Annotated in this window: 21 protein-coding genes and 1 tRNA gene; 21 read left to right on the top strand and 1 reads right to left on the bottom strand. The window is 73.9% G+C overall.

Annotated features, from left to right (window positions below):
* Positions 1-18: 18 nt before the first annotated feature.
* The 3 genes from ACI79Z_RS00965 to ACI79Z_RS00955 are packed head-to-tail and all read left to right on the top strand — an operon-like array spanning position 19 to position 2,341.
* On the top strand, positions 19-465 hold the full coding sequence (locus tag ACI79Z_RS00965; protein WP_456901406.1) for an FAS1-like dehydratase domain-containing protein: 447 nt from the start codon (positions 19-21) through the stop codon (positions 463-465).
* Positions 462-890, top strand: coding sequence for a MaoC family dehydratase (locus ACI79Z_RS00960; RefSeq protein WP_387987802.1), 429 nt, complete (start codon positions 462-464; stop codon positions 888-890). The genes ACI79Z_RS00965 and ACI79Z_RS00960 overlap by 4 nt, the downstream gene beginning before the upstream one ends.
* Positions 887-2,341 (top strand): M1 family aminopeptidase, encoded by a 1,455-nt coding sequence (locus ACI79Z_RS00955; protein ID WP_456901405.1) that lies wholly within the window; start codon positions 887-889, stop codon positions 2,339-2,341. The genes ACI79Z_RS00960 and ACI79Z_RS00955 overlap by 4 nt, the downstream gene beginning before the upstream one ends.
* Position 2,342: 1 nt before the next feature.
* Here ACI79Z_RS00955 and ACI79Z_RS00950 read toward each other — a convergent pair whose 3' ends face one another.
* Positions 2,343-3,575, bottom strand: a complete 1,233-nt coding sequence (locus tag ACI79Z_RS00950; protein WP_387987798.1) for a pyridoxal phosphate-dependent aminotransferase — start codon at positions 3,573-3,575, stop codon at positions 2,343-2,345.
* Between the two features lie 276 nt (positions 3,576-3,851).
* Between ACI79Z_RS00950 and ACI79Z_RS00945 the strand changes: the two genes are divergently transcribed.
* The 18 genes from ACI79Z_RS00945 to ACI79Z_RS00860 all read left to right on the top strand — a co-directional run bounded on the left by ACI79Z_RS00945 (position 3,852) and on the right by ACI79Z_RS00860 (position 20,081).
* A tRNA-Trp gene (locus ACI79Z_RS00945) sits at positions 3,852-3,924 on the top strand.
* Between the two features lie 142 nt (positions 3,925-4,066).
* The gene (gene secE / locus ACI79Z_RS00940; protein WP_387987796.1) at positions 4,067-4,612 is read left to right on the top strand and encodes a preprotein translocase subunit SecE; all 546 of its coding nucleotides are present in this window, start codon (positions 4,067-4,069) and stop codon (positions 4,610-4,612) included.
* 42 nt (positions 4,613-4,654) lie between these two features.
* Complete coding sequence (gene nusG / locus ACI79Z_RS00935) at positions 4,655-5,560, top strand: transcription termination/antitermination protein NusG (RefSeq protein WP_387987794.1); 906 nt, start codon at positions 4,655-4,657, stop codon at positions 5,558-5,560.
* Positions 5,561-5,615: 55 nt separating this feature from the next.
* The gene (gene rplK, locus ACI79Z_RS00930) at positions 5,616-6,047 is read left to right on the top strand and encodes a 50S ribosomal protein L11 (protein ID WP_387987792.1); all 432 of its coding nucleotides are present in this window, start codon (positions 5,616-5,618) and stop codon (positions 6,045-6,047) included.
* Between the two features lie 131 nt (positions 6,048-6,178).
* Positions 6,179-6,898: a 50S ribosomal protein L1 gene (gene rplA / locus ACI79Z_RS00925; protein WP_387987790.1), complete on the top strand. Its 720-nt coding sequence runs from the start codon at positions 6,179-6,181 to the stop codon at positions 6,896-6,898.
* A gap of 401 nt (positions 6,899-7,299) precedes the next feature.
* On the top strand, positions 7,300-7,908 hold the full coding sequence (gene rplJ / locus ACI79Z_RS00920) for a 50S ribosomal protein L10 (protein ID WP_456901404.1): 609 nt from the start codon (positions 7,300-7,302) through the stop codon (positions 7,906-7,908).
* 16 nt (positions 7,909-7,924) lie between these two features.
* Positions 7,925-8,320: a 50S ribosomal protein L7/L12 gene (gene rplL / locus ACI79Z_RS00915; RefSeq protein WP_387987787.1), complete on the top strand. Its 396-nt coding sequence runs from the start codon at positions 7,925-7,927 to the stop codon at positions 8,318-8,320.
* A gap of 278 nt (positions 8,321-8,598) precedes the next feature.
* The gene (locus ACI79Z_RS00910; protein WP_387987785.1) at positions 8,599-9,729 is read left to right on the top strand and encodes an ABC transporter ATP-binding protein; all 1,131 of its coding nucleotides are present in this window, start codon (positions 8,599-8,601) and stop codon (positions 9,727-9,729) included.
* Complete coding sequence (locus tag ACI79Z_RS00905) at positions 9,726-10,541, top strand: MlaE family ABC transporter permease (protein WP_456901403.1); 816 nt, start codon at positions 9,726-9,728, stop codon at positions 10,539-10,541. Before ACI79Z_RS00910 ends, ACI79Z_RS00905 begins: the two co-directional genes overlap by 4 nt.
* 4 nt (positions 10,542-10,545) lie before the next feature.
* Positions 10,546-11,415 (top strand): MlaE family ABC transporter permease, encoded by an 870-nt coding sequence (locus ACI79Z_RS00900; RefSeq protein ID WP_456901402.1) that lies wholly within the window; start codon positions 10,546-10,548, stop codon positions 11,413-11,415.
* 7 nt (positions 11,416-11,422) lie between these two features.
* Entirely contained in the window at positions 11,423-12,823 is a 1,401-nt protein-coding gene (locus ACI79Z_RS00895; protein WP_456901401.1) for an MCE family protein, read from the top strand.
* The gene (locus tag ACI79Z_RS00890; RefSeq protein WP_387987781.1) at positions 12,820-13,857 is read left to right on the top strand and encodes an MCE family protein; all 1,038 of its coding nucleotides are present in this window, start codon (positions 12,820-12,822) and stop codon (positions 13,855-13,857) included. The genes ACI79Z_RS00895 and ACI79Z_RS00890 overlap by 4 nt, the downstream gene beginning before the upstream one ends.
* Positions 13,857-14,891 (top strand): MCE family protein, encoded by a 1,035-nt coding sequence (locus tag ACI79Z_RS00885; RefSeq protein ID WP_456901400.1) that lies wholly within the window; start codon positions 13,857-13,859, stop codon positions 14,889-14,891. Before ACI79Z_RS00890 ends, ACI79Z_RS00885 begins: the two co-directional genes overlap by 1 nt.
* Positions 14,888-16,129 carry an MCE family protein gene (locus ACI79Z_RS00880; RefSeq protein ID WP_456901399.1) on the top strand — a complete coding sequence of 414 codons (1,242 nt, stop codon included), beginning with the start codon at positions 14,888-14,890 and terminating at the stop codon, positions 16,127-16,129. Before ACI79Z_RS00885 ends, ACI79Z_RS00880 begins: the two co-directional genes overlap by 4 nt.
* Positions 16,126-17,394 carry an MCE family protein gene (locus ACI79Z_RS00875; RefSeq protein ID WP_456901398.1) on the top strand — a complete coding sequence of 423 codons (1,269 nt, stop codon included), beginning with the start codon at positions 16,126-16,128 and terminating at the stop codon, positions 17,392-17,394. The genes ACI79Z_RS00880 and ACI79Z_RS00875 overlap by 4 nt, the downstream gene beginning before the upstream one ends.
* Positions 17,391-18,659 carry an MCE family protein gene (locus tag ACI79Z_RS00870; protein ID WP_456901397.1) on the top strand — a complete coding sequence of 423 codons (1,269 nt, stop codon included), beginning with the start codon at positions 17,391-17,393 and terminating at the stop codon, positions 18,657-18,659. The genes ACI79Z_RS00875 and ACI79Z_RS00870 overlap by 4 nt, the downstream gene beginning before the upstream one ends.
* A 58-nt stretch (positions 18,660-18,717) precedes the next feature.
* A complete protein-coding gene (locus tag ACI79Z_RS00865; RefSeq protein WP_456901396.1) occupies positions 18,718-19,299 on the top strand; it encodes a hypothetical protein in 582 nt (193 codons plus the stop codon).
* Positions 19,300-19,304: 5 nt separating this feature from the next.
* Entirely contained in the window at positions 19,305-20,081 is a 777-nt protein-coding gene (locus tag ACI79Z_RS00860; protein ID WP_456901395.1) for a hypothetical protein, read from the top strand.
* The last annotated feature ends 294 nt before the right edge of the window (positions 20,082-20,375 follow it).

Genomic DNA, 20,375 nt, shown 5'->3' with positions numbered 1-20,375 from the left:
GAGCGAGGGAGGGCGGGAGTGGCGCTGGACGCAGGACTGGTCGGGCGCGGCTACCCGCCCTCCGCCGTCTACGAGGTCGGTCGCGCCAAGATCGCCGAGTTCGCCGCCGCCGTCGGCGCGGCCGACCCGGTGCACACCGACCCCGACGCCGCCCGCGCGCTCGGGCACCCCGACGTCGTCGCGCCGCCCACCTTCGCCATCGTGGTCACCCTGGGCGCCGCCGACGTCGTGCTCGCCGACCCCGACGTGGCCCTCGACTACAGCCGGGTGGTGCACGGCGAGCAGCGCTTCACCCACCACCGGCCGATCCGCGCCGGGGACCGGCTGGTGAGCACCACGACCATCGAGGCCGTGCGCAGCGTGGCCGGCAACGACCTGCTCACCACCCGCGTCGACGTCGCCACCGAGGACGGCGAGGCCGTCTGCACCGCCACCTCGATGCTCGTGGCGCGGGGGACGGCGTGAGCGCCCGGCTGCGGGCCGCCGACGTCGCCGTCGGCACCGAACTGCCCGAGCAGACGCACCGGGTCACCCGCGCGGACCTCGTCCGCTACGCCGGCGCCTCCGGTGACCTCAACCCGATCCACTGGAGCGACCGGGTCGCCACCGGCGTCGGCCTGCCCGGCGTCATCGCCCACGGGATGCTCACGATGGGGCTGGCCGCCCGCGCGGTGACCGACTGGGCCGGCGACCCCGGCGCCGTCGTCGAGTACCAGGTCCGCTTCGGCCGCCCGGTGGTCGTGCCCGACGACGACACCGGCGCCGAGGTCACCGTCCGCGGGAAGGTGGGCGCCGTCCTCGACGGCGGCCGGGTGCGCGTGGACCTCACGGTCACCAGCGGCGGCGAGAAGGTGCTGTCCCTCGCCCGCGCCACCGTCGCACTGGCATGACCCCCCGGCGGGCAGTGCCGGCCGCGGCCGCGGCCCTGCTCCTGCTGGCCGGCTGCGGCACCTCCTTCACCGAGACGCTCGCCGCGGAGGACACCCCGACGGCGGCGCCGTCGTCCCCGGGCCAGGAGGGGGACACCGGTGGCGACGACGCCCCGAGCTGCCCGGCCGAGCGCGCCGAGCCCGACCCCGACCGCCCCGTCGTCGACCTGGAGTTCCGGCTCTCCGACGACGGGCGCACCGTCACCGGCACCGAGAACGTCGTCTTCACCCCGGACCGCGCCACCGACGAGATGGTGTTCCGGCTGGTGCCCAACAGCCCCGGCGCGGCCGAGCTCGGCAACAGGATCACCGTCGACGACGTCCGCGGCGACGACGTCGACCAGGCCGGCTACGAGGACGCCGGCGCCGAGGGGCCGGGCGGGCTCTACGTGCTCCAGCTCGACGGCGAGCTCCCGGCCGGCGAGTCCACCGAGGTGGAGCTGGACTTCACCGTCTCCCTCGGCGGCAGCGGCTTCGAGCGGCTCGGCACGGCCGAGGACGTGTCCTGGTGGGCCAGCGGGTTCCCGCTGCTGGCCTGGGAGCCCGGCGTGGGCTGGGCGCGCGACCCGTTCGTCGGCATCATCGGCGAGACCGCCACCAGCCCGGTCGCCGACACCACGATCAGCGTCTCGGCGCCCGAGGACCTCGTCGTCCTGATGACCGGCGACCAGGACGAGCCCTCCGCGCCCGAGGACGGCCGGCGCACCTGGACCTCGCACGAGCCGGTCGCCCGCGACGTCAGCGTCGCCGCCGGGGAGTTCCGGACCGCCACCCTCACCTCGCCGGGCGGCGTCGAGATCACCACCGGGGTGCTGCCGGACTCGCGGACCGGCCCGGGCGAGCTCGCCGACTGGGCCAGCGAGGACGTGACCGCCCTCGCCGACCGGTTCGGCCCCTTCCCGTACGACACCCTCACGGTGCCGCTGCTGCCGGACCAGGGCGGCGGCATCGAGTACCCGAGCTCGATCCTGCTCGCCGGCGCCAGCCGGGTCGTGCTCGAGCACGAGGTCGCGCACATGTGGTTCTACGGGATGGTCGGCGACTCCCAGTTCCGCGACCCGTGGCTCGACGAGGCCTTCGCCACCTACGCCGAGAGCGACGGCGACGTGTCCCGGGAGCGGCTCGACGCGACCCTGGCCGCCCCGGGCGACGTGGGCGCGGCGATGGACGAGTTCTCCGACAGCGGCAGCTACTTCGACGTCGTCTACGCCAAGGGCGGCGCCGCGCTGCTGGCCGCCCGCGAGGCCGCCGGCGCCGCGGAGTTCGACGCGGCGCTGCGCTGCTACGTCCAGCTCAACGCGTGGACGATCGCCACGCCCGCCGACCTGGCGCAGGCGCTGGCCGACCTCCCGGCCGCCACCGAGGTGCTGGTGGCGGCCGGTGCCCTCGACGAGGACGACCTGCCGGACTGAGTCAGCCGAGCAGGCGCTGCAGCCGGCCGACGCCCTCGGCCAGGTCGTCGTCGCCGAGCGCGTAGGACATCCGCACGTAGCCCGGCGTGCCGAAGGCCTCCCCGGGGACGACGGCGACCTCGGCCTCCTCCAGCACGATCTCGGCGAACTCCGCGCTGCTCGACGCGGTGCGCCCGTTGATCGGCCGGCCGAGCAGGCCCTTCACCGACGGGTACACGTAGAAGGCGCCCTGCGGCTCCGGGCAGGTGATGCCGGGGATCTCCCGCAGCATCGACACGATGGTCTTCCGGCGCCGGTCGAACGCCGTCCGCATCGCGTCCACCGCCGACAGGTCACCGGTCAGCGCGGCCACCGCCGCCGCCTGGGACACGTTGGCGACGTTCGAGGTGGCGTGCGACTGCAGGTTGGTCGCGGCCTTGACGACGTCGGCGGGGCCGACGATCCAGCCGACCCGCCAGCCGGTCATCGCGTAGGTCTTGGCCACCCCGTTGACGACGACGCAGCGGTCGGCGAGCCCGGGGACCACGACCGGCATCGACGGGGCGGTGACCCCGCCGTAGGTGAGGTGCTCGTAGATCTCGTCGGTGAGCACCCACAGCCCGGCCTCCAGGGCCCAGCGGCCGATGGCCTCGACCTGGTCGGGCGGGTAGACCGCGCCGGTCGGGTTGGACGGCGAGACGAACAGCAGCACCTTGGTGCGCTCGGTGCGCGCGGCCTCGAGCTGCTCGACGGAGACGAGGTAGCCGCTGTCCTCGTCGGCGACCACGGGCACCGGCACGCCGCCGGCCAGCCGGATCGCCTCCGGGTAGGTGGTCCAGTACGGCGCGGGCACGAGGACCTCGTCGCCGGGGTCGAGCATCGTGGCGAACGCCTCGTACACGGCCTGCTTGCCGCCGTTGGTCACCAGCACCTGCGCCGGCGTGACGGTCAGGCCCGAGTCGCGCGCCGTCTTGGCGACGATCGCCTCCTTGAGCGCGGGCAGGCCGCCGGCCGGGGTGTAGCGGTGCATCGCCGGCTGGCGGGCCGCGGCGATCGCCGCCTCGACGACGTAGTCCGGCGTCGGGAAGTCCGGCTCACCGGCGCCGAAGCCGATGACCGGCTTGCCCGCCGCCTTGAGCGCCTTGGCCTTCGCGTCCACCGCGAGCGTGGCGGACTCGGCGATGGACCCGATGCGCCGGGAGACGCGGCGCTCGGCGGGGGAGAGGGCGGACTCCGACGGGGAGACGGCGGTCATGGGTCCATCGTGTCAGGCGCCACGCCGCGGGGCCCGTCAGTTCCCGGTCCTCCGCAGCGCGACGTGCGGGACCGCCGCGGACGGCACCACCCCGGTGACCCCTGCGCGGGGGGTCCTCCGGAGCGCGGTCACGGACCGGTCCCGCGGTCCCGTACACTGGCAACCCTGGGGCGTTCGACCCCGCCACCGGCGTGCCCCGGATCCTCCCGGGACCGGCGCGCCGACGGCGAGGCCCGACCGTCCCGGGGCAGCCCGGGGTCACCGGCCCCGGGCACTAGGGGTGTAGCTCAATTGGCAGAGCAGCGGTCTCCAAAACCGCAGGCTGCAGGTTCAAGTCCTGTCACCCCTGCCCGTGCCGCCGGCCCGTCCCGGCGGGCAGCACGACCCGGCACGACCGCGCACCGGCTCCCCGGACGCGGCCGCCGGCCGGCGAGCACCACACCAGACGGCCCGACAGCAGCGGCCACCAACCACGACGCGAGCGAGGCGCAGTGAGCGAGAAGCCGGGCCGCGGGGAGGACCCCCGCACCGCCTCGGACGCCGAGCTGACCGACGAGCAGCTCGACCGCGAGGCCCCGGGCGTCGAGGACGCCGCCGAGCTGGAGGCCGCCGAGGACGAGGTCGCCGCCGAGGCGGAGTCCGAGGAGGACAAGGTCGTCAGCACGCCGGCCCGTCGCCGCGGCGGCCGGATCACCGCCGGCGACGACGAGGACGACGAGCCCGCCGCCCCGCGCACCCGCCGCCCCGCCCGCGAGGGAACCGCCGGCAGCCGTCCCGCCGGCCGCGCCACCGAGGGCTCGGGCACCCGGTCCCGGGCCGCCGCGCAGCGGGCGCGGGCCGAGGAGGTCCGGCAGAGGCGCAACCTGCGCCGGTTCCTGCGCGAGGTCGTCGCCGAGCTCCGCAAGGTCATCTGGCCCGGCCGCCGGGAGCTGATCACCTACACGACCGTCGTCATCCTCTTCGTGGCGTTCATGGTGGCGCTCGTCGCGGGCCTCGACGTCCTCTTCGCGCAGGGCGTGCTCGCCGTCTTCGGCTGACCGCCCCCTGCGCCTGACCGCACCCGACAAGGAAGAGACCCCGTGACCGACCCCCGCGAGCCCTTCGACACCGACAGCGACGTCGAGGCCATCGACCTCGACGACGAGCGGATGGACGTCCGCGGCAGCGTCGACCTCGAGACCGGCGCGGACCAGGCCGGCTCCGCCGAGGGGTCGGCCGACACGGCCGACCAGGACACCGCCACCGGTGTCGCCGACGTGACCCCCGCGGTCGAGGGCGGCGGCCGCGACAGCCTGGTCGGCGACCCGCTGGCCGCGCCGGCCCCCGACCACGACCCGGTCGTGACCGAGGCCCTGGCCGAGGCGGAGGCCGCGGACGAGGACCCGCGCGAGACGCTCAAGCGGACCCTGCGCACGCAGTTCGGCGACTGGTACGTCATCCACTCCTACGCGGGCTACGAGAACAAGGTGAAGACCAACCTCGAGTCCCGCATCCAGTCGCTGGACATGGAGGACTACATCTTCCAGATCGAGGTGCCCACCGAGGAGGTCACCGAGATCAAGAACGGCAAGCGCACCCAGGTCAACCGGAAGAAGCTGCCCGGCTACCTGCTCGTCCGGATGGACCTCAACGACGAGTCCTGGGGCGCGGTCCGCAACACCCCCGGCGTCACCGGCTTCGTCGGTGCCACCTCGCGGCCCTCGCCGCTGTCGATCGACGAGGTCGTCAACCTGCTGGTGCCCGACGCCCCGCCGCAGGCGGCCAAGGCGACCGAGGCGACCTCGCCCGCGGCGGCGTCCGCGCCGACCGCCGTCGTCGACTTCGAGATCGGCGAGTCGGTGACCGTCATGGACGGCCCGTTCGCCACCCTCCCGGCGACCATCAACGAGATCAACGCCGAGCAGCAGAAGCTGCAGGTGCTGGTCTCCATCTTCGGCCGGGAGACGCCGGTCGAGCTGTCGTTCACCCAGGTCGCCAAGATCTGAGTGCGCCCGAGCACCACCCCGGCCGTTCGAGCCTGAGTCACACGAGAAGGAAGTCATGCCCCCCAGGAAGCGGTTGACCGCGGTCATCAAGCTCCAGATCAACGCCGGTGCGGCCACCCCCGCGCCGCCCGTGGGTCCGGCGCTCGGCCAGCACGGCGTCAACATCATGGAGTTCTGCAAGGCGTACAACGCCGCCACGGAGTCGCAGCGCGGCAACGTGGTCCCGGTCGAGATCTCGGTGTACGAGGACCGCTCGTTCACCTTCGTCACCAAGACCCCGCCGGCCGCCCGCATGCTGCTCAAGGCCGCGGGTGTCGAGAAGGGCTCGGGCGAGCCGCACAAGACCAAGGTCGCCACGGTCACCCGCGACCAGGTCCGCGAGATCGCGCAGACGAAGATGCCCGACCTCAACGCCAACTCGCTGGACGAGGCCGAGCGGATCATCGCCGGCACCGCCCGGTCGATGGGCATCACCGTCACCGGCTGACGGAAGCCGCCGGGAACCGGCGGCATCGCACCACCCGGGGCTCGCCCGAGCCCCGCGCACCTGTGGGAGGGCCTGCGCCAGGCCCGCACACCACGCGATCCCCGCACCCGCGGCGGGGGAGAGGAACCACCATGGCGAAGCACGGCAAGAAGTACCTCGAGGCGGCCTCCAAGGTCGACCGCCAGAGCCTGTACAGCCCGCTGCAGGCGGCGGGGCTGGCGAAGGAGACCTCGCCGACCACCTATGACGCCACCGTCGAGGTGGCCATGCGGCTGGGCGTCGACCCGCGCAAGGCCGACCAGATGGTCCGCGGCACGGTCAACCTGCCCCACGGCACCGGCAAGACCGCCCGCGTCATCGTCTTCGCGACCGGTGACAAGGCCGCCGAGGCCGAGGCCGCCGGCGCCGACGTCGTCGGCTCGGACGACCTGATCGCGCGCATCCAGGAGGGCTTCCTGGACTTCGACGCCGCGATCGCCACGCCCGACCAGATGGCCAAGGTCGGCCGGATCGCCCGCATCCTGGGCCCCCGCGGCCTGATGCCGAACCCCAAGACCGGCACCGTGACGCCCGACGTCACCAAGGCCGTCGCGGACATCAAGGGCGGGAAGATCAACTTCCGCGTCGACAAGCAGGCCAACCTGCACCTGGTGATCGGCAAGACCTCCTTCGACGAGACCAAGCTCGTCGAGAACTACGCCGCCGCCCTCGACGAGGTGCTGCGCGCCAAGCCGGCCGCGGCCAAGGGCCGGTACCTGAAGAAGGTCACCATCTCCACCACGATGGGCCCGGGCATCCCGGTCGACCCGAACCGCACCCGCAACCTGACGGTGGACGAGCCCACCGCCTGACGAAGGACCTCGTCCTCCCCACCCTTCGCGAGCTCAGGGCGGGCCCCGGGACGAGGCCGTTCCAGTACGTCACCACGGGGCCCCGCAGCGCACGTGCGCTGCGGGGCCCTGGCGCGTCCGGGCCCGCCCGCGGGTGAGGACGGCGACAGCGGCGTCCGCGCGGCACCGTGTACGCTGGGCGGCGTTCCCCCCACGACCGCTGGTCGTCGCACGTCCGCGTGCGATCGAAGGTCCCGGATCCCCGGGCGGCCCGCGCAGGAGGACGGTTCGATCGCCGCGGCGCCCCGTGCCCGCGTCATTCGCCCCGTGCGCCCTGCGCCGGGGCGTTCCTCGTCTCCGGGCCCCGATCGTCCGCTGCCGTGCGGCGCACGGGTGGTCACCCGTCCGACGAGAGGAGGCCCATGCCCACGCAGGCGAAGGCCGCGGTGATCGACGAGATCACCGAGCGGTTCCAGAAGTCCAGCGCGGCCGTGCTCACCGAGTACCGCGGGCTGACCGTGTCGCAGCTGACCCAGCTGCGGCGTTCCCTCGGTGCGGGCAGCAGCTACGCCGTCGTCAAGAACACCCTGACGAAGCGGGCGGCGGACTCGGTCGGCCACACCGACCTGGCCCCGCTGCTCAACGGCCCGACCGCGATCGCGTTCATCGAGGGCGACGTCGTCGAGGCCGCCAAGGCCATCCGCGACTTCGCGCGCGCCAACCCGCTGCTCGTCGTCAAGGGCGGCGTCGTCGAGGGCCGCACCGTCAGCCCCGCCGAGGTCACCGCCCTCGCCGACGTCGAGCCGCGCGAGGTGCTGCTGGCCAAGCTGGCCGGCGCGATGAAGGGCAACCTGACCAAGGCCGCCGGCCTGTTCCAGGCCCCGCTGTCGCAGGTCGCCCGCCTGGCCGCGGCGCTGCAGGAGAAGAAGGAGTCCACCGAGGGCTCCGCCGCTCCCGCCGCCGACACCACTGCTGCCGACACCACCACCGACTCCGCTGACGCCGCGGACACCGCGGCCAGCACCGACTGACCCCCTAGGAGAGATCATGGCCAAGCTGTCCAGCCAGGAGTTGCTCGACGCGTTCAAGGAGATGACGCTGCTCGAGCTGTCCGACTTCGTGAAGCAGTTCGAGGAGACCTTCGAGGTCACCGCGGCTGCCCCCGTCGCCGTCGCGGCCGCCCCGGCCGCCGGTGGTGCCGGTGACGGCGGTGCCCCCGCCGCCGAGGAGCAGGACGAGTTCGACGTCATCCTCGAGGCCGCCGGTGACAAGAAGATCCAGGTCATCAAGGAGGTGCGCGGCCTGACCTCGCTCGGCCTCAAGGAGGCCAAGGACCTGGTCGACGGCGCGCCGAAGCCGGTCCTGGAGAAGGTCGCCAAGGACGCCGCCGAGAAGGCCAAGGCCGCCCTCGAGGGCGCCGGCGCCACCGTCACCGTCAAGTGACGCCGTCCCCGGCCTGAGCCGGGGACCAGCACCACCCAGCACGCCACAGGGGCCGCTCTCCTCCGGGAGGGCGGCCCCTGTCGCGTCCGCCCCCCTCGGTGGGGTGGCGTGACAGCGAGCCGTGTCACGTCGGACGAGTGACGCACGTAACCTCCCCCTCCGGTCCTCGTTACCCGTGAGTACGAGGAGCGGTGTCCCCGGCGCACGGGGACCCGCGCCGGGACGCGGTCCCGGGGCCCCGCCGCGCGGACCCCGGATCAGGGCGAGGGAGGTCGACGGTGGGCGTCGCGGTCCAGGTCGAGGGGCTGACCAAGTCCTTCGGCAGCCAGAACATCTGGAGCGACGTCACCCTCACGCTGCCGCCCGGGGAGATCTCCGTGCTGCTGGGCCCCTCGGGCACCGGCAAGTCGGTCTTCCTCAAGTCGCTGGTGGGGCTGCTCAAGCCCGAGCGCGGCTCGATCGTCATCACCGACACCGACATCGTCCGGTGCGGCGAGGCGCGGCTCTACGAGGTCCGCAAGCTGTTCGGTGTCCTGTTCCAGGACGGCGCGCTGTTCGGCTCGATGAACCTCTTCGACAACATCGCCTTCCCGCTGCGCGAGCACACGAGGAAGAGCGAGTCCGAGGTCCGCCGCATCGTCCTCGAGAAGATGGACATGGTCGGCCTGCAGGGCGCCGAGGGGAAGCTGCCCGGCGAGATCTCCGGCGGCATGCGCAAGCGCGCCGGCCTCGCCCGCGCGCTGGTGCTCGACCCCGAGATCATCCTGTTCGACGAGCCGGACTCCGGCCTGGACCCGGTCCGCGTCGCCTACCTCAACCAGCTGATCGTCGACCTCAACGCGCAGATCGACGCCACCTTCCTCATCGTCACGCACGACATCGGCACCGCCCGCACCGTGCCCGACAACCTCGGCCTGCTCTACCGCAAGCACCTGGCCATGTTCGGCCCGCGCGAGCAGCTGCTCACCTCGCAGGAGCCGGTCGTCCAGCAGTTCCTCAACGGCCGCCGCGAGGGCCCGATCGGCATGAGCGAGGAGAAGGACGTCGCGCAGGTCGAGGCCGAGATGGCCGCCCTGCAGGCCCGCGGCGGCGACCGGCACAACGGCGTCGGGCCCAAGGGCGCCGTCGGCGGCGACGCCGTCCCGCCGCAGCTCGACCCGTCCCCGGGCCTGCCCGAGCGGCGCGCCCAGCGCCGCCGGCAGGAGCGCGTGGCCCGCATGCTGCACGAGTTCGACCCGGCCACCGCCACGGCGATCCGCGACTCCCTGCCCGAGGACCTGCTCGCCCAGGTCGACGCCGGCGTGTTCGCGCCGACGACGGACGCCGCCGGCCGGCACCGGGACACCACGCAGGCGGTCGGCGCGACGGCGGCCGGCGGCTCCCTGCCCGGTCCGCGGAGCGGCCGGTGACGGCCACCGGGAAGCCGGAGGCGCCGGGCCTGCTCGACGGGAAGCTCTCCCCGGCCCGGCCGCTGCGCGCCAGCGGCACGCTGTTCGCCTTCGCGCTCGACACCTTCCGGGCGCTGCCCAGGCGGCCCTTCCAGCTGCGCGAGTTCGTCCAGCAGACCTGGTTCGTCGCCAGCGTGACCATCCTGCCGACGGCGCTGGTCGCGATCCCCTTCGGCGCGGTCATCGCCCTGCAGCTGGGCTCCCTGACCCGCCAGCTCGGCGCCCAGTCCTTCACCGGTTCGGCGTCGGTGCTGGCCGTGCTGCGCGAGGCCAGCCCGATCGTCACCGCGCTGCTCATCGCCGGCGCCGGCGGCTCGGCCATCTGCGCCGACCTCGGCGCCCGCAAGATCCGCGACGAGATCGACGCCATGGAGGTGCTCGGGATCAACCCGATCCAGCGCCTCGTCGTCCCCCGGGTGCTGGCCGCGATGCTCGTCGCCACCCTGCTCAACGGCCTGGTCAGCGTCGTCGGCGTGGCGGGCGGCTACTTCTTCAACGTCGTCCTGCAGGGCGGCACGCCGGGCGCCTACCTGGCGTCCTTCGGCGCGCTCGCGCAGGTCGAGGACTTCTGGTCCGGCGAGATCAAGGCCCTCGTGTTCGGGCTGATCGCCGGGATCGTCGCCTCCTACAAGGGCCTGCGCGCCGGCGGCGGGCCCAAGGGGGTCGGCGACGCGGTGAACCAGTCGGTGGTCATCACCTTCCTGCTGCTGTTCGCGGTGAACTTCGTGATGACGGCGATCTACTTCCAGCTCGTCCCGCCGAAGGGGCAGTGACCCGGTGGCGCTGCTCTCCCCGGTCGACCGGGTCCGCGTCGGCGTGCGCCGGCTGGTCCGCCGCGTCCACGGCCGACCGATGGACACCCTCGAGGACCTCGGCGACCAGCTGTCCTTCTACGGCCGCGCCCTGGGCTGGACGCCGCGCACGCTGCGCCGCTACAAGCGCGAGACGTTCCGGCTGCTGGCCGAGGTCACCTTCGGCACCGGCGCGCTGGCGGTCGTCGGCGGCACCGTCGGCGTCATCGCGTTCCTGTCCTTCTTCACCGGCACCGAGGTCGGCCTGCAGGGCTACGCCGCCCTCGACCAGCTCGGCACCTCGGCGTTCACCGGCTTCCTCTCGGCGTACTTCAACACCCGGGAGATCGCCCCGCTGGTCGCCGGCCTGGCGCTGTCGGCCACCGTCGGCTGCGGCTTCACCGCCCAGATCGGCGCCATGCGGATCAACGAGGAGATCGACGCCCTCGAGGTCATGGGCGTCCCCTCGCTGCCGTTCCTGGTGACCACCCGCATCGTCGCCGGGTTCGTCGCGGTCGTCCCGCTCTACGTCATCGGCCTGCTGAGCAGCTACTTCGCCACCCGGACCATCACCACCGAGGCGTACGGGCAGTCGGCCGGCACCTACGACCACTACTTCAACCTCTTCCTGCCGCCGCAGGACGTGCTGTGGTCGTTCGCCAAGGTGCTCGTCTTCGCCGTCGTGATCATCCTGAGCCACTGCTACTACGGCTACCGGGCCGGCGGCGGCCCGGCCGGCGTCGGCCTCGCCGTGGGCCGGGCGGTGCGCTTCTCGATCGTGGCGGTCATGGTCATCGACCTGTTCCTGTCGCTGGCCATCTGGGGTTCGACGACGACCGTCCGGATCGCGGGGTGAGCGGGAGATGAGCGGGGGCAGGGGCGCGGTGGTGCGCCGTCGGCTGCAGGGCGTGGCGTTCCTCGTCGTCCTGGTGGTGCTGCTCGCGCTGACCGTGGCGCTCTACACCAAGGCCTTCACCGACACCGCCCGCGTGGTGCTGCACGCCGACACCGTGGGCAACCAGCTGCAGGAGGCCTCCGACGTCAAGGTGCGCGGGGTGATCGTCGGCGAGGTGCGCTCCGTCGAGGCCTCCGCCGGGGGCGCGACGATCGAGCTGGCCATCCGGCCCGAGCACCTGGACCGCATCCCCGCCGACGTCACCGCCCGGCTGCTGCCCAAGACGCTGTTCGGCGAGCGCTACGTGTCCCTCGTGGTGCCCGAGCGGCCCTCGGGGGAGCGGCTGGCCGACGGCGACGAGATCGGCCAGGACCGCACCGAGAACGCCGTCGAGCTGCAGCGGGTCATCGACGACCTGCTGCCGCTGCTGCGGGCGGTGCAGCCGCAGGACCTCAGCTCCACGCTCGGCGCGGTGGCCTCGGCGCTGCGCGGGCGCGGTGACCGGCTGGGGGAGAACCTCGCCTCGATCGGCCGCTACGTCGGCGAGCTCAACACCGTGCTGCCCGAGCTGCAGGCCGACATCAGCGGGCTGGCCGACGTCGCCGACACCTACGACTCGGCCGCCGACGACCTGCTGGCCGTGCTCGACGACCTGGCGGTGACCTCGCAGACGCTGGTCGACCAGTCCGAGCAGCTGCGGCGCACGTTCACCGTCGTCGGCGCCTCGTCGGCGACCGCGGCCGGCTTCCTGGAGACCAACGAGCAGAGCCTGATCTCGCTGGCCGCCACCTCGCGGCCGGTGCTCGGGCTGTTCGCCGAGTACTCACCGGAGTACCCGTGCCTGCTCGACGGCCTGGCCCGGTTCAAGCCGATGATCACCGAGGCCTTCGGCGGCGACGGCGACCCCGCGCTGAACCTGGACATCACCGTGACGCTGCCGCCGCGCAACCCCTACCAGCCCGGCGACCAGCCGGCGTACCTCGACCGGTCGGGGCCCGACTGCCAGGGCCTGGACGACATCGACGCGATCATCGCGGCCGCCGACCGGGGCGAGTACTACTGCCCGGTGCCGCCGGTGGACGGCGTCGACTCGGTGGACAACCCGTACAGCGGCAACCCGAACTGCCTGGGCGGCCGGGGACCCGAGGACGTCCCCGCCGGCGCCGGGGAGCCCGACGGCAACGTGACCACCGACCTGTCCGCCTTCGGGAACTCGGTGCCGGGCCGGCTGGCCGGGTCGACGGCGGAGCTGGACTTCGTGCGCAGCATCCTCGGCTACCAGACCGGCGTGGAGCCCGGCGAGGTCTCCGACCTGGCCGCCTCGACGATGGCGCCGCTGCTGCGGGGGACCCAGGTGGCGCTGCGATGAGGGGCCTCGCCGCGCCGCTGACCAAGCTGGCCGTGTTCGCCCTGGTGACCGTGCTCGCCAGCTACGTCCTGGTCAGCACCATCACCAACGCCGGCCACGGCGAGCCGCTGGAGTACCGGGCGCAGTTCACCGACGTCGCCGGCCTGGTGGAGGGCGACGAGGTGCGCATCGCCGGCGTCCGGGTGGGCCAGGTGACCGCCATCGGCCTGTCCGAGCAGACCGACCGGCCGGTGGCCGAGGTGACCGTCGCGGTCGACTCCGACGTCCCGCTGCCCACCTCGGTGCTGGCGACCATCCGCTACCGCAACCTCGTCGGCCAGCGGTACGTCGCGCTGACCGAGGGAGAGGGGGCGGCCGGGCGCACCCTCGAGGAGGGCGACACCATCCCGCTGGCCCAGACGGAGCCGGCGCTGGACCTCACCACGCTGTTCGGCGGGTTCCAGCCGCTGTTCCAGGCCCTGTCGCCGCAGGACGTCAACCGGCTGTCCTTCGAGATCGTCCAGGTGTTCCAGGGCGAGGGCGGCACGGTGGAGAGCCTGCTCGGCCACGTCGGCTCGCTTACCTCGTCGCTCGCGGACAAGGACGCCGTCATCGGCAGCGTCATCGACAACCTCACCTCGGTGATGGGCACGGTCGCCGCCCGGGACGAGCAGCTGTCGTCGCTGGTCGTCTCGCTGCAGCAGTTCGTCTCCGGGCTGAGCGAGGATCGCGACGCGATCTTCGACTCGCTGCAGACCATCGACGGCCTCGCGGTGAGCACCGCCGGGCTGCTCGAGGACGCCCGGGCGCCGCTGGCGGCGGACGTCGAGGGCCTCGGCGACCTGGCCGGCAACCTCGCCGACACCGGCGACGTCCTGGAGGACTTCCTGCAGCTCGCACCGACCAAGATCGACCTGATCACGCGGACCGCCGTCAACGGCAGCTGGTTCAACTTCTACCTGTGCGGGGCGTCCGGCACGGTCACCCTGCCCGGCGCGAGCGAGCCGAGCACCATCCCCGCGGGCGGGCTGTCCTCCGGCGCGAGGGGGTGCTGATGGCCCGCCGTCCGGCCAAGCCGTTCCGCGACCGCAACCCGGTCGTCATCGGGGCGGTCAGCCTCTCGCTGATCGCGCTGCTGGTGCTGCTCGCCTTCAACGCCCGGTCGCTGCCGCTCATCGGCGGGGGCACCGTCTACCGCGCCCAGTTCTCCGAGGCCGCGGGCCTCCGGCCCGACGACCCGGTGCGCGTCGCCGGCGTCAAGGTCGGCCAGGTCGAGAGCTTGGCGCTGGAGGACGGCGCGGTCACCGTCGAGTTCCGCGTCCGCGACGCGTTCGTCGGCGACCGGTCCGAGGCGGCCATCAAGATCGAGACGGTGCTCGGCGCGAAGTACCTGGCGCTGGTCCCGCGCGGCGCGACGCCGCTGGACCCCGAGCAGCGCATCCCGCTGCAGCGCACCGCCTCGCCCTACGACGTCGTCGAGGCCTTCGCGGACCTGTCCACCACCGTCGACGACATCGACACCGCCCAGCTGGCGAGCTCCTTCGAGGTGCTGTCGGAGACCTTCGCCGACACCCCCGACGAGGTCCGGACCTCCCTGGACGGGCTGGCCCGGCTCTCGGACACCATCGCCTCGCGGGACGCCCAGCTGCGCGAGCTGCTGTCGGCCACCCGGGACGTGACCCAGGTCCTGGCCGACCGCAACGGCGAGTTCACCCAGCTCGTCCTGGACTCCAACACCCTGCTCACCGAGGTGCAGGAGCGCCGGGCGCTCATCGACTCGATCCTCACCAACACCCAGACGCTGGCCCAGCAGCTGACGGGGCTGGTCGCGGACAACCGCGAGGCCCTCACCCCGGCGCTGCAGCAGCTGTCGGCCGTCACCGACATCCTGTCGCGCAACCGCCAGGCCCTCGGGCAGACCGTCGCCGACCTGGCGCCCTTCGTCCGGGTCTTCACCAACACCCTGGGCAACGGCCGCTGGTTCGACAGCTTCGTGGAGAACCTGCTGCCCGGCGCCGTCGGGTCGGTGCTCTGCGGGGGCGCCGCCCAGGTGCCCGGGGGTCTCGTCTCCTGCGAGGAGGGCCGGTGACCGGGTCCCTGCAGCGCGGTGTCGCCCTGGTCGCCGCGCTCGTGCTGGTCGGCGCGGTCGGCTGGACCGTCCTGCGGCCGGCCGGCCAGATCCGGGTCACCGCGTACTTCGGCCAGGCCGTGGGCGTGTACCCGGGCGGCGACGTGCGGGTCCTCGGCATCGACGTCGGCGAGATCACCGACGTCGTCCCGATGGGCGACCGGGTGCGCGTCGACATGCTCGTCGACGACGAGTACGACATCCCGGCCGACGCCGACGCGGTCGTCCTCGCGCCGTCACTGGTCAGCGACCGGTACGTGCAGTTCTCCCCGGTCTACGACGGCGGCCCGACGCTGGAGGACGGCGCCGAGCTGGACCTGTCGCGCACGGCCACGCCGGTCGAGCTGGACGCGGTGTACGGCGCCCTCGACGAGCTCTCGGCCGCCCTCGGCCCGACCGGCGCCAACGCCGACGGCGCGCTGCAGGACCTGCTGGCCACCGGCGCGGACAACCTCGAGGGCAACGGCGACGCGCTCAACCGGACGCTGACCGGGTTCTCGACCGCGGTGCAGACCCTGGCGGAGAACCGCGACGACCTGTTCGGGTCGGTGGAGAACCTGCAGGCGTTCACCTCGGCGCTGGCCACGATCGACACCCAGGTCGGCCAGTTCAACGACAACATGGCCGCGGTCGCCGCCCAGCTCGAGGGCGAGCGGGAGGACCTCGCCGCCGCGGTGCAGCTGCTGTCGCAGGCGCTGGGGGAGATCGCCACGTTCGTGCAGACCAACACCGCGCTGCTGACGACGAACGTCGACCGGCTGGCCGACGTCACCCTCACCCTGGTCCAGCAGCGGCAGGCGCTGGCCGAGGTGCTCGACGTCGCCCCTGCCGCGCTGGGCAACGTCGCGCACGCCTACAACCCCGACTACGGCACGCTCGACACCCGCGACAACTCGCTGGGCTCGGCCAACCCGGAGGTCGTGGTCTGCCAGCTGCTGGCCCAGGCCGGCCGGCTGCGGATCGCGGGCGTGGACCCCACCGACCTGACCGCGTTCCTGCAGCTGCCGCCGACCGAGCAGGTCTGCCTGCGGCTGCTCTCGGGCGACCCCGGCAACGACGGGCAGCTCGACGACCTCAACGGCAACGGCGTGCCCGACCTGCAGGAGCTGCTCGGCACCCTGTTCGGCCGCGGCACCACCCCGCGGGCCGGCGGCACCCCGCTGGTCGGCCTGCCGCTGGTGCCGGGGGCGCAGCGGTGAGCGCGCTGGGCCGGCGGGCGGTCGCGCTGGGTGCCGGGGTGCTCCTGCTGTCCGGCTGCGGCTTCCGCGGCGCCTACTCCCTCGACCTCCCCGGCGGCGCGGACGTCGGCGACGACCCGTACACGGTGCAGATCCAGTTCCTCGACGTCCTGGACCTCGTCCCGCAGGCCGGTGTCCGCGTCGCCGACGTCCCGGTCGGCCGGGTGCAGGACGTCTCGCTGGGGGAGGACTGGACCGCCCTGGTCACCGTCGAGATCAACGGCGACGTCGACCTGCCGGCCAACGCGGTCGCGATGATCCAGCAGTCCTCGCTGCTGGGGGAGAAGTACGTGGAGCTGGCCGCCCCGGGCACCGAGACGCCCACCGGCGAGCTCACCGACGGCGCGCTCATCGGCCTGGACCGCACCAACCGCAACGTCGAGGTCGAGGAGCTCCTCGGCGCGCTGTCGCTGGTGCTCAACGGCGGGGGGCTGGCCCAGCTGCAGACGATCAGCCGGGAGCTGGGTGACGCCCTCGAGGGCCGCGAGGACGCCGTCCGCGCCACCCTCGCCCAGCTCGACACGTTCATCGCCGGCCTCGACCAGCAGCGCGACGAGATCGGCCGGGCGCTGGACAGCGTGGACGCGCTGGCCGAGTCCCTCGCCGCCCGCACCGGGACCATCGAGACGGCGCTGGACACCATCGGGCCGGGCCTCGACGTCGTCACCGAGCAGCGCGACCTGCTCGTCTCGATGCTCGACAGCCTGTCCCGCCTCGGCGACGTCGGCACCCGGGTCATCCAGCAGGCCGGCGCGGACACCGTGGCCGACCTGCAGCTGCTGCAGCCGATCCTCACCCAGCTGGCCGCCGCGGGGCCCGACCTCGCCGAGTCGCTGGACCTGCTGCTCACCTACCCGTTCCCGGCCAGCTCGCTGTCGGCGCTGCAGTACCGGCCCGACGCGCGGACCGGCGGCTACGGCCTGTTCACCAACATGACGGCCAACCTGGACCTCGACCTGCGCGAGCTGCTGTGCCGCTACGTCGTCGACCCGGTCACCGGCGGCCTGGAGACCCTCGACCCGCAGGACCTGGCCGGCGACACCTGCGGCAGCGCCGGCACCCCGCCGGCCGACTCCGGAGGCGCCGGCACCGGCTCGTCGTCGCCGGCGCAGTCGCTCGCGCCGGGGCTGGGCGGGCTGGCCGGCACCGTCCTCGGCGGCGGCACCGGCGGCGCGCCGGCCGGCCTGCCCGGGCTGCCCGGCATCCCGACGGGAGGCACGCCGTGATCACCCGCAAGGTCAGGCTGCAGCTGCTCGCGTTCACCGCGGTCGCGCTGCTGGGCATCTCCTACGTCGGCTTCACCTACGTCGGCCTCGACCGGGTGCTGCTCGGCAGCGGCTACGACGTCGCCGCCGACTTCGCCGACTCCGGTGGCATCTTCGTCAACGCCGAGGTCACCCACCGGGGCGTCGCCGTGGGCCGGGTCAGCGACATGCAGCTCACCGACGACGGCGTCCGGGTCACGCTGACCATCGACCCCGACGCCGACCCCATCCCGGCCGACACCGACGCCGTCGTGGCCACCCGCAGCGCCGTCGGCGAGCAGTACGTCGACCTGCGCCCGGCCACCGCCGACGGGCCGTACCTGGCCGACGGCGCGGTCATCCCGCAGTCGCGCACGGCCATCCCGATCCCGGTCGAGCAGCTGCTGCTCCACGTCGACCAGCTGGTCACCTCGATCGACCCGGAGGACCTGCGCGTCGTCGTCGACGAGCTCGGCCGCGCCTTCGCCGGCGCCGGCGACGACCTGACCCGGCTCATCGACAACGGCGACCTGCTGCTGGCCCGCGCCGAGGAGTCGCTGCCGCAGACGCTGCGGCTGATCACCGACGGGCGGACCGTGCTGCAGACCCAGGCCGAGAGCCGCTCGGCGATCGAGCAGTGGGCCGCCGACCTGCGCGCGGTCAGCGACACGCTGGTGGAGATCGACCCCGACCTGCGCGGCCTGGTCGTCAACGCGCCCGACGCCGGGGCGGCGCTGCAGGACCTGGTGGACGACGCGGGGCCCGGCCTCGGCTCCCTGGTGCGCCACCTCGACGTCCTCAACGGCGTCACCATCCCGCGCCTCGACGGCGTCGAGCAGATGCTCGTCACCTACCCCGACGCGGTCAGCGGCGGGTTCAGCGTCGTCCGCGACGACGGCGGCACGATGCGCGCGCACTTCGGCCTCGTGCTCAACAGCGACGACCCGCGGGCCTGCACCAGCGGCTACGTCTCCACCGGGCAGCTGCCCAGCCCGGGGTCGGTGGCCGGGCTGGACGTCGACTCCGTCGGCTGCGACGTCGTGGACGGCGCGGACCCGACCCCGGGCGACGGCGTGGACGAGTCGGGCTCGAACATCCGCGGCGAGCAGAACATCGGCCGCGACGGCGGCGTCGGCTCGCCCGGGCCGCAGGGCCGGGCCGGTGTCGGCGCGCCGGTGGCCTCGGTGGCCGACGACGTCCTCGGCGGCCTGCTCGGTGCCCTCCCCTTCGCACGGACGGCGGGCTGAGTACGTCATGCTCATCACCCAGAGCACTCGACACGACACGGGACGAGAGGAGGACGCGGTGACGCGCGCCGGGCAGGACACCGCGACGACCCCCGACGAGGTCCCCGCCGACCCCTCCGCCGACCCCTCCGCCGCCGACGACGCGCCGCGCGCCCGCCGCCGGCTGTCGGTCCCGCTGGTGCCCGTGCTCGCGGCGCTGCTCGTGCTGCTGCTCGCCGCGGCCGGGTGGCTGTGGCTGACCCGCGAGGACGAGTCACCGGTGCGCACCGACAGCTACGTGCAGGTGCTGCAGGCGGCCCGCTCGGGGATCGTCGACCTGACCTCCTTCGACGCGGTCACCATCGACGACGACATCGAGCAGGTGCGCCGCGTGGCCACCGGCGACCTGCGCGACGAGTCCCTGGCCCAGCTGCAGGACCGCCGGCAGGAGCTGGTCGACGCCCAGGCGGTCGTGCAGACCGAGGTCGTCGGCGCGGGCGTGGTCAGCGCCGACGAGGACTCCGGCACCGTGCTGCTGGTCATCCGGTCGACGCAGCAGAGCACCGCCAGCCCGCAGGCCCAGGTGCTGCGCTACCGCATCCAGGTGGAGCTCGTGCGCGAGGACGGCCGCTGGCTGCTGTCCGGGATCTCGGGGAGGTGACCGGCGTGAGCGAGACCCCGGGGGAGCGCCCCCGCCCCACGCCGCGCCCGCGCGCGGACCGGCCCCGCCCGTCCCCGCGCCCCCGGGTGGCCGGCAGCCGCCGGGACCGGGAGGAGGCCCGCGCCCAGGCGCCGGAGGCATCCGTCACCGAGGTGCCGGCCGAGGCGCCCGCCCGGCACGGCGCCCGCCGCGCCCGCGCCGAGCGCCCCGCCCGGACCCGCACGGTCCCCGAGCCGTCGTCGCGGCGTCGTCGCCGGCTGCCGCTGGTGGCGGTCCTCACGGTGCTGTGCGTGCTCGCCGCCGGTCTCGTCGGCCTCCTGGCCTGGCAGCGGCTGGACCCCGCGCACGTCTCGCCGTCGGTGTTCGCCGCGGCGCGCGAGGACGTGCAGGCCCTCTACGCCTACGACTACCGGGACTCCGAGGGCAGCGTGCAGCGCAAGCTCGACGTCCTGACCGGCGACCTGCGGGACCAGTACGAGCAGGACCTGTCCCAGGGCGGGATCGTCGACACCTACGAGCAGGTGTCGGCCACCACGCGGTACGAGGTGCTCGACGTCGGCCTGCAGCAGGTCTCCGACGACCAGGACAGCGCGACCGTCGTCGTCTTCGGCCAGTACGTCGTCGAGTCGGTGAACAGCGGGACCCAGCCCGCCCCCGAGGGGTCGGAGTGCACGGTCACCCCCGAGGGCGCGCAGTCGTGCACCCAGACCGTCCAGGTGCAGCTGGCGAGGGTCGACGGCGACTGGAGGATCAGCGACCTGACCCTGCTCACGACCGGCTGATCCGGGGGCCGCGGGCCGGGCCGGCTCGCGCTCCGCGCGGCGTGGCGGAGACAGCGGGGCCCCCGGACTGGCATCATGGCCGCGCGGAACGCCGCCCGGTCTGCCGGACGCCGTCCTTCCCGGAGTGTGGCGGGGCTCGCCCCCCACCCCCCGACGTGGACAGCGTGCGCGAGCAGGGGTAGGGTTCTCTGTTGCGCTGCCCCCTGACTGCCTGCCCGCCGAGACGGGTCACCTGGGCTGCCCGGGATCCCCTCCCGGCACCTGGGCGACACCCCGTTCCCCAGCGGGCCGGAC

It is taken from the genome of Geodermatophilus sp. SYSU D00663, from assembly GCF_054050655.1.
The sequence above is the reverse complement of the archived record's forward strand: the minus strand, read 5'-3'. Positions and strand labels throughout refer to the sequence as shown.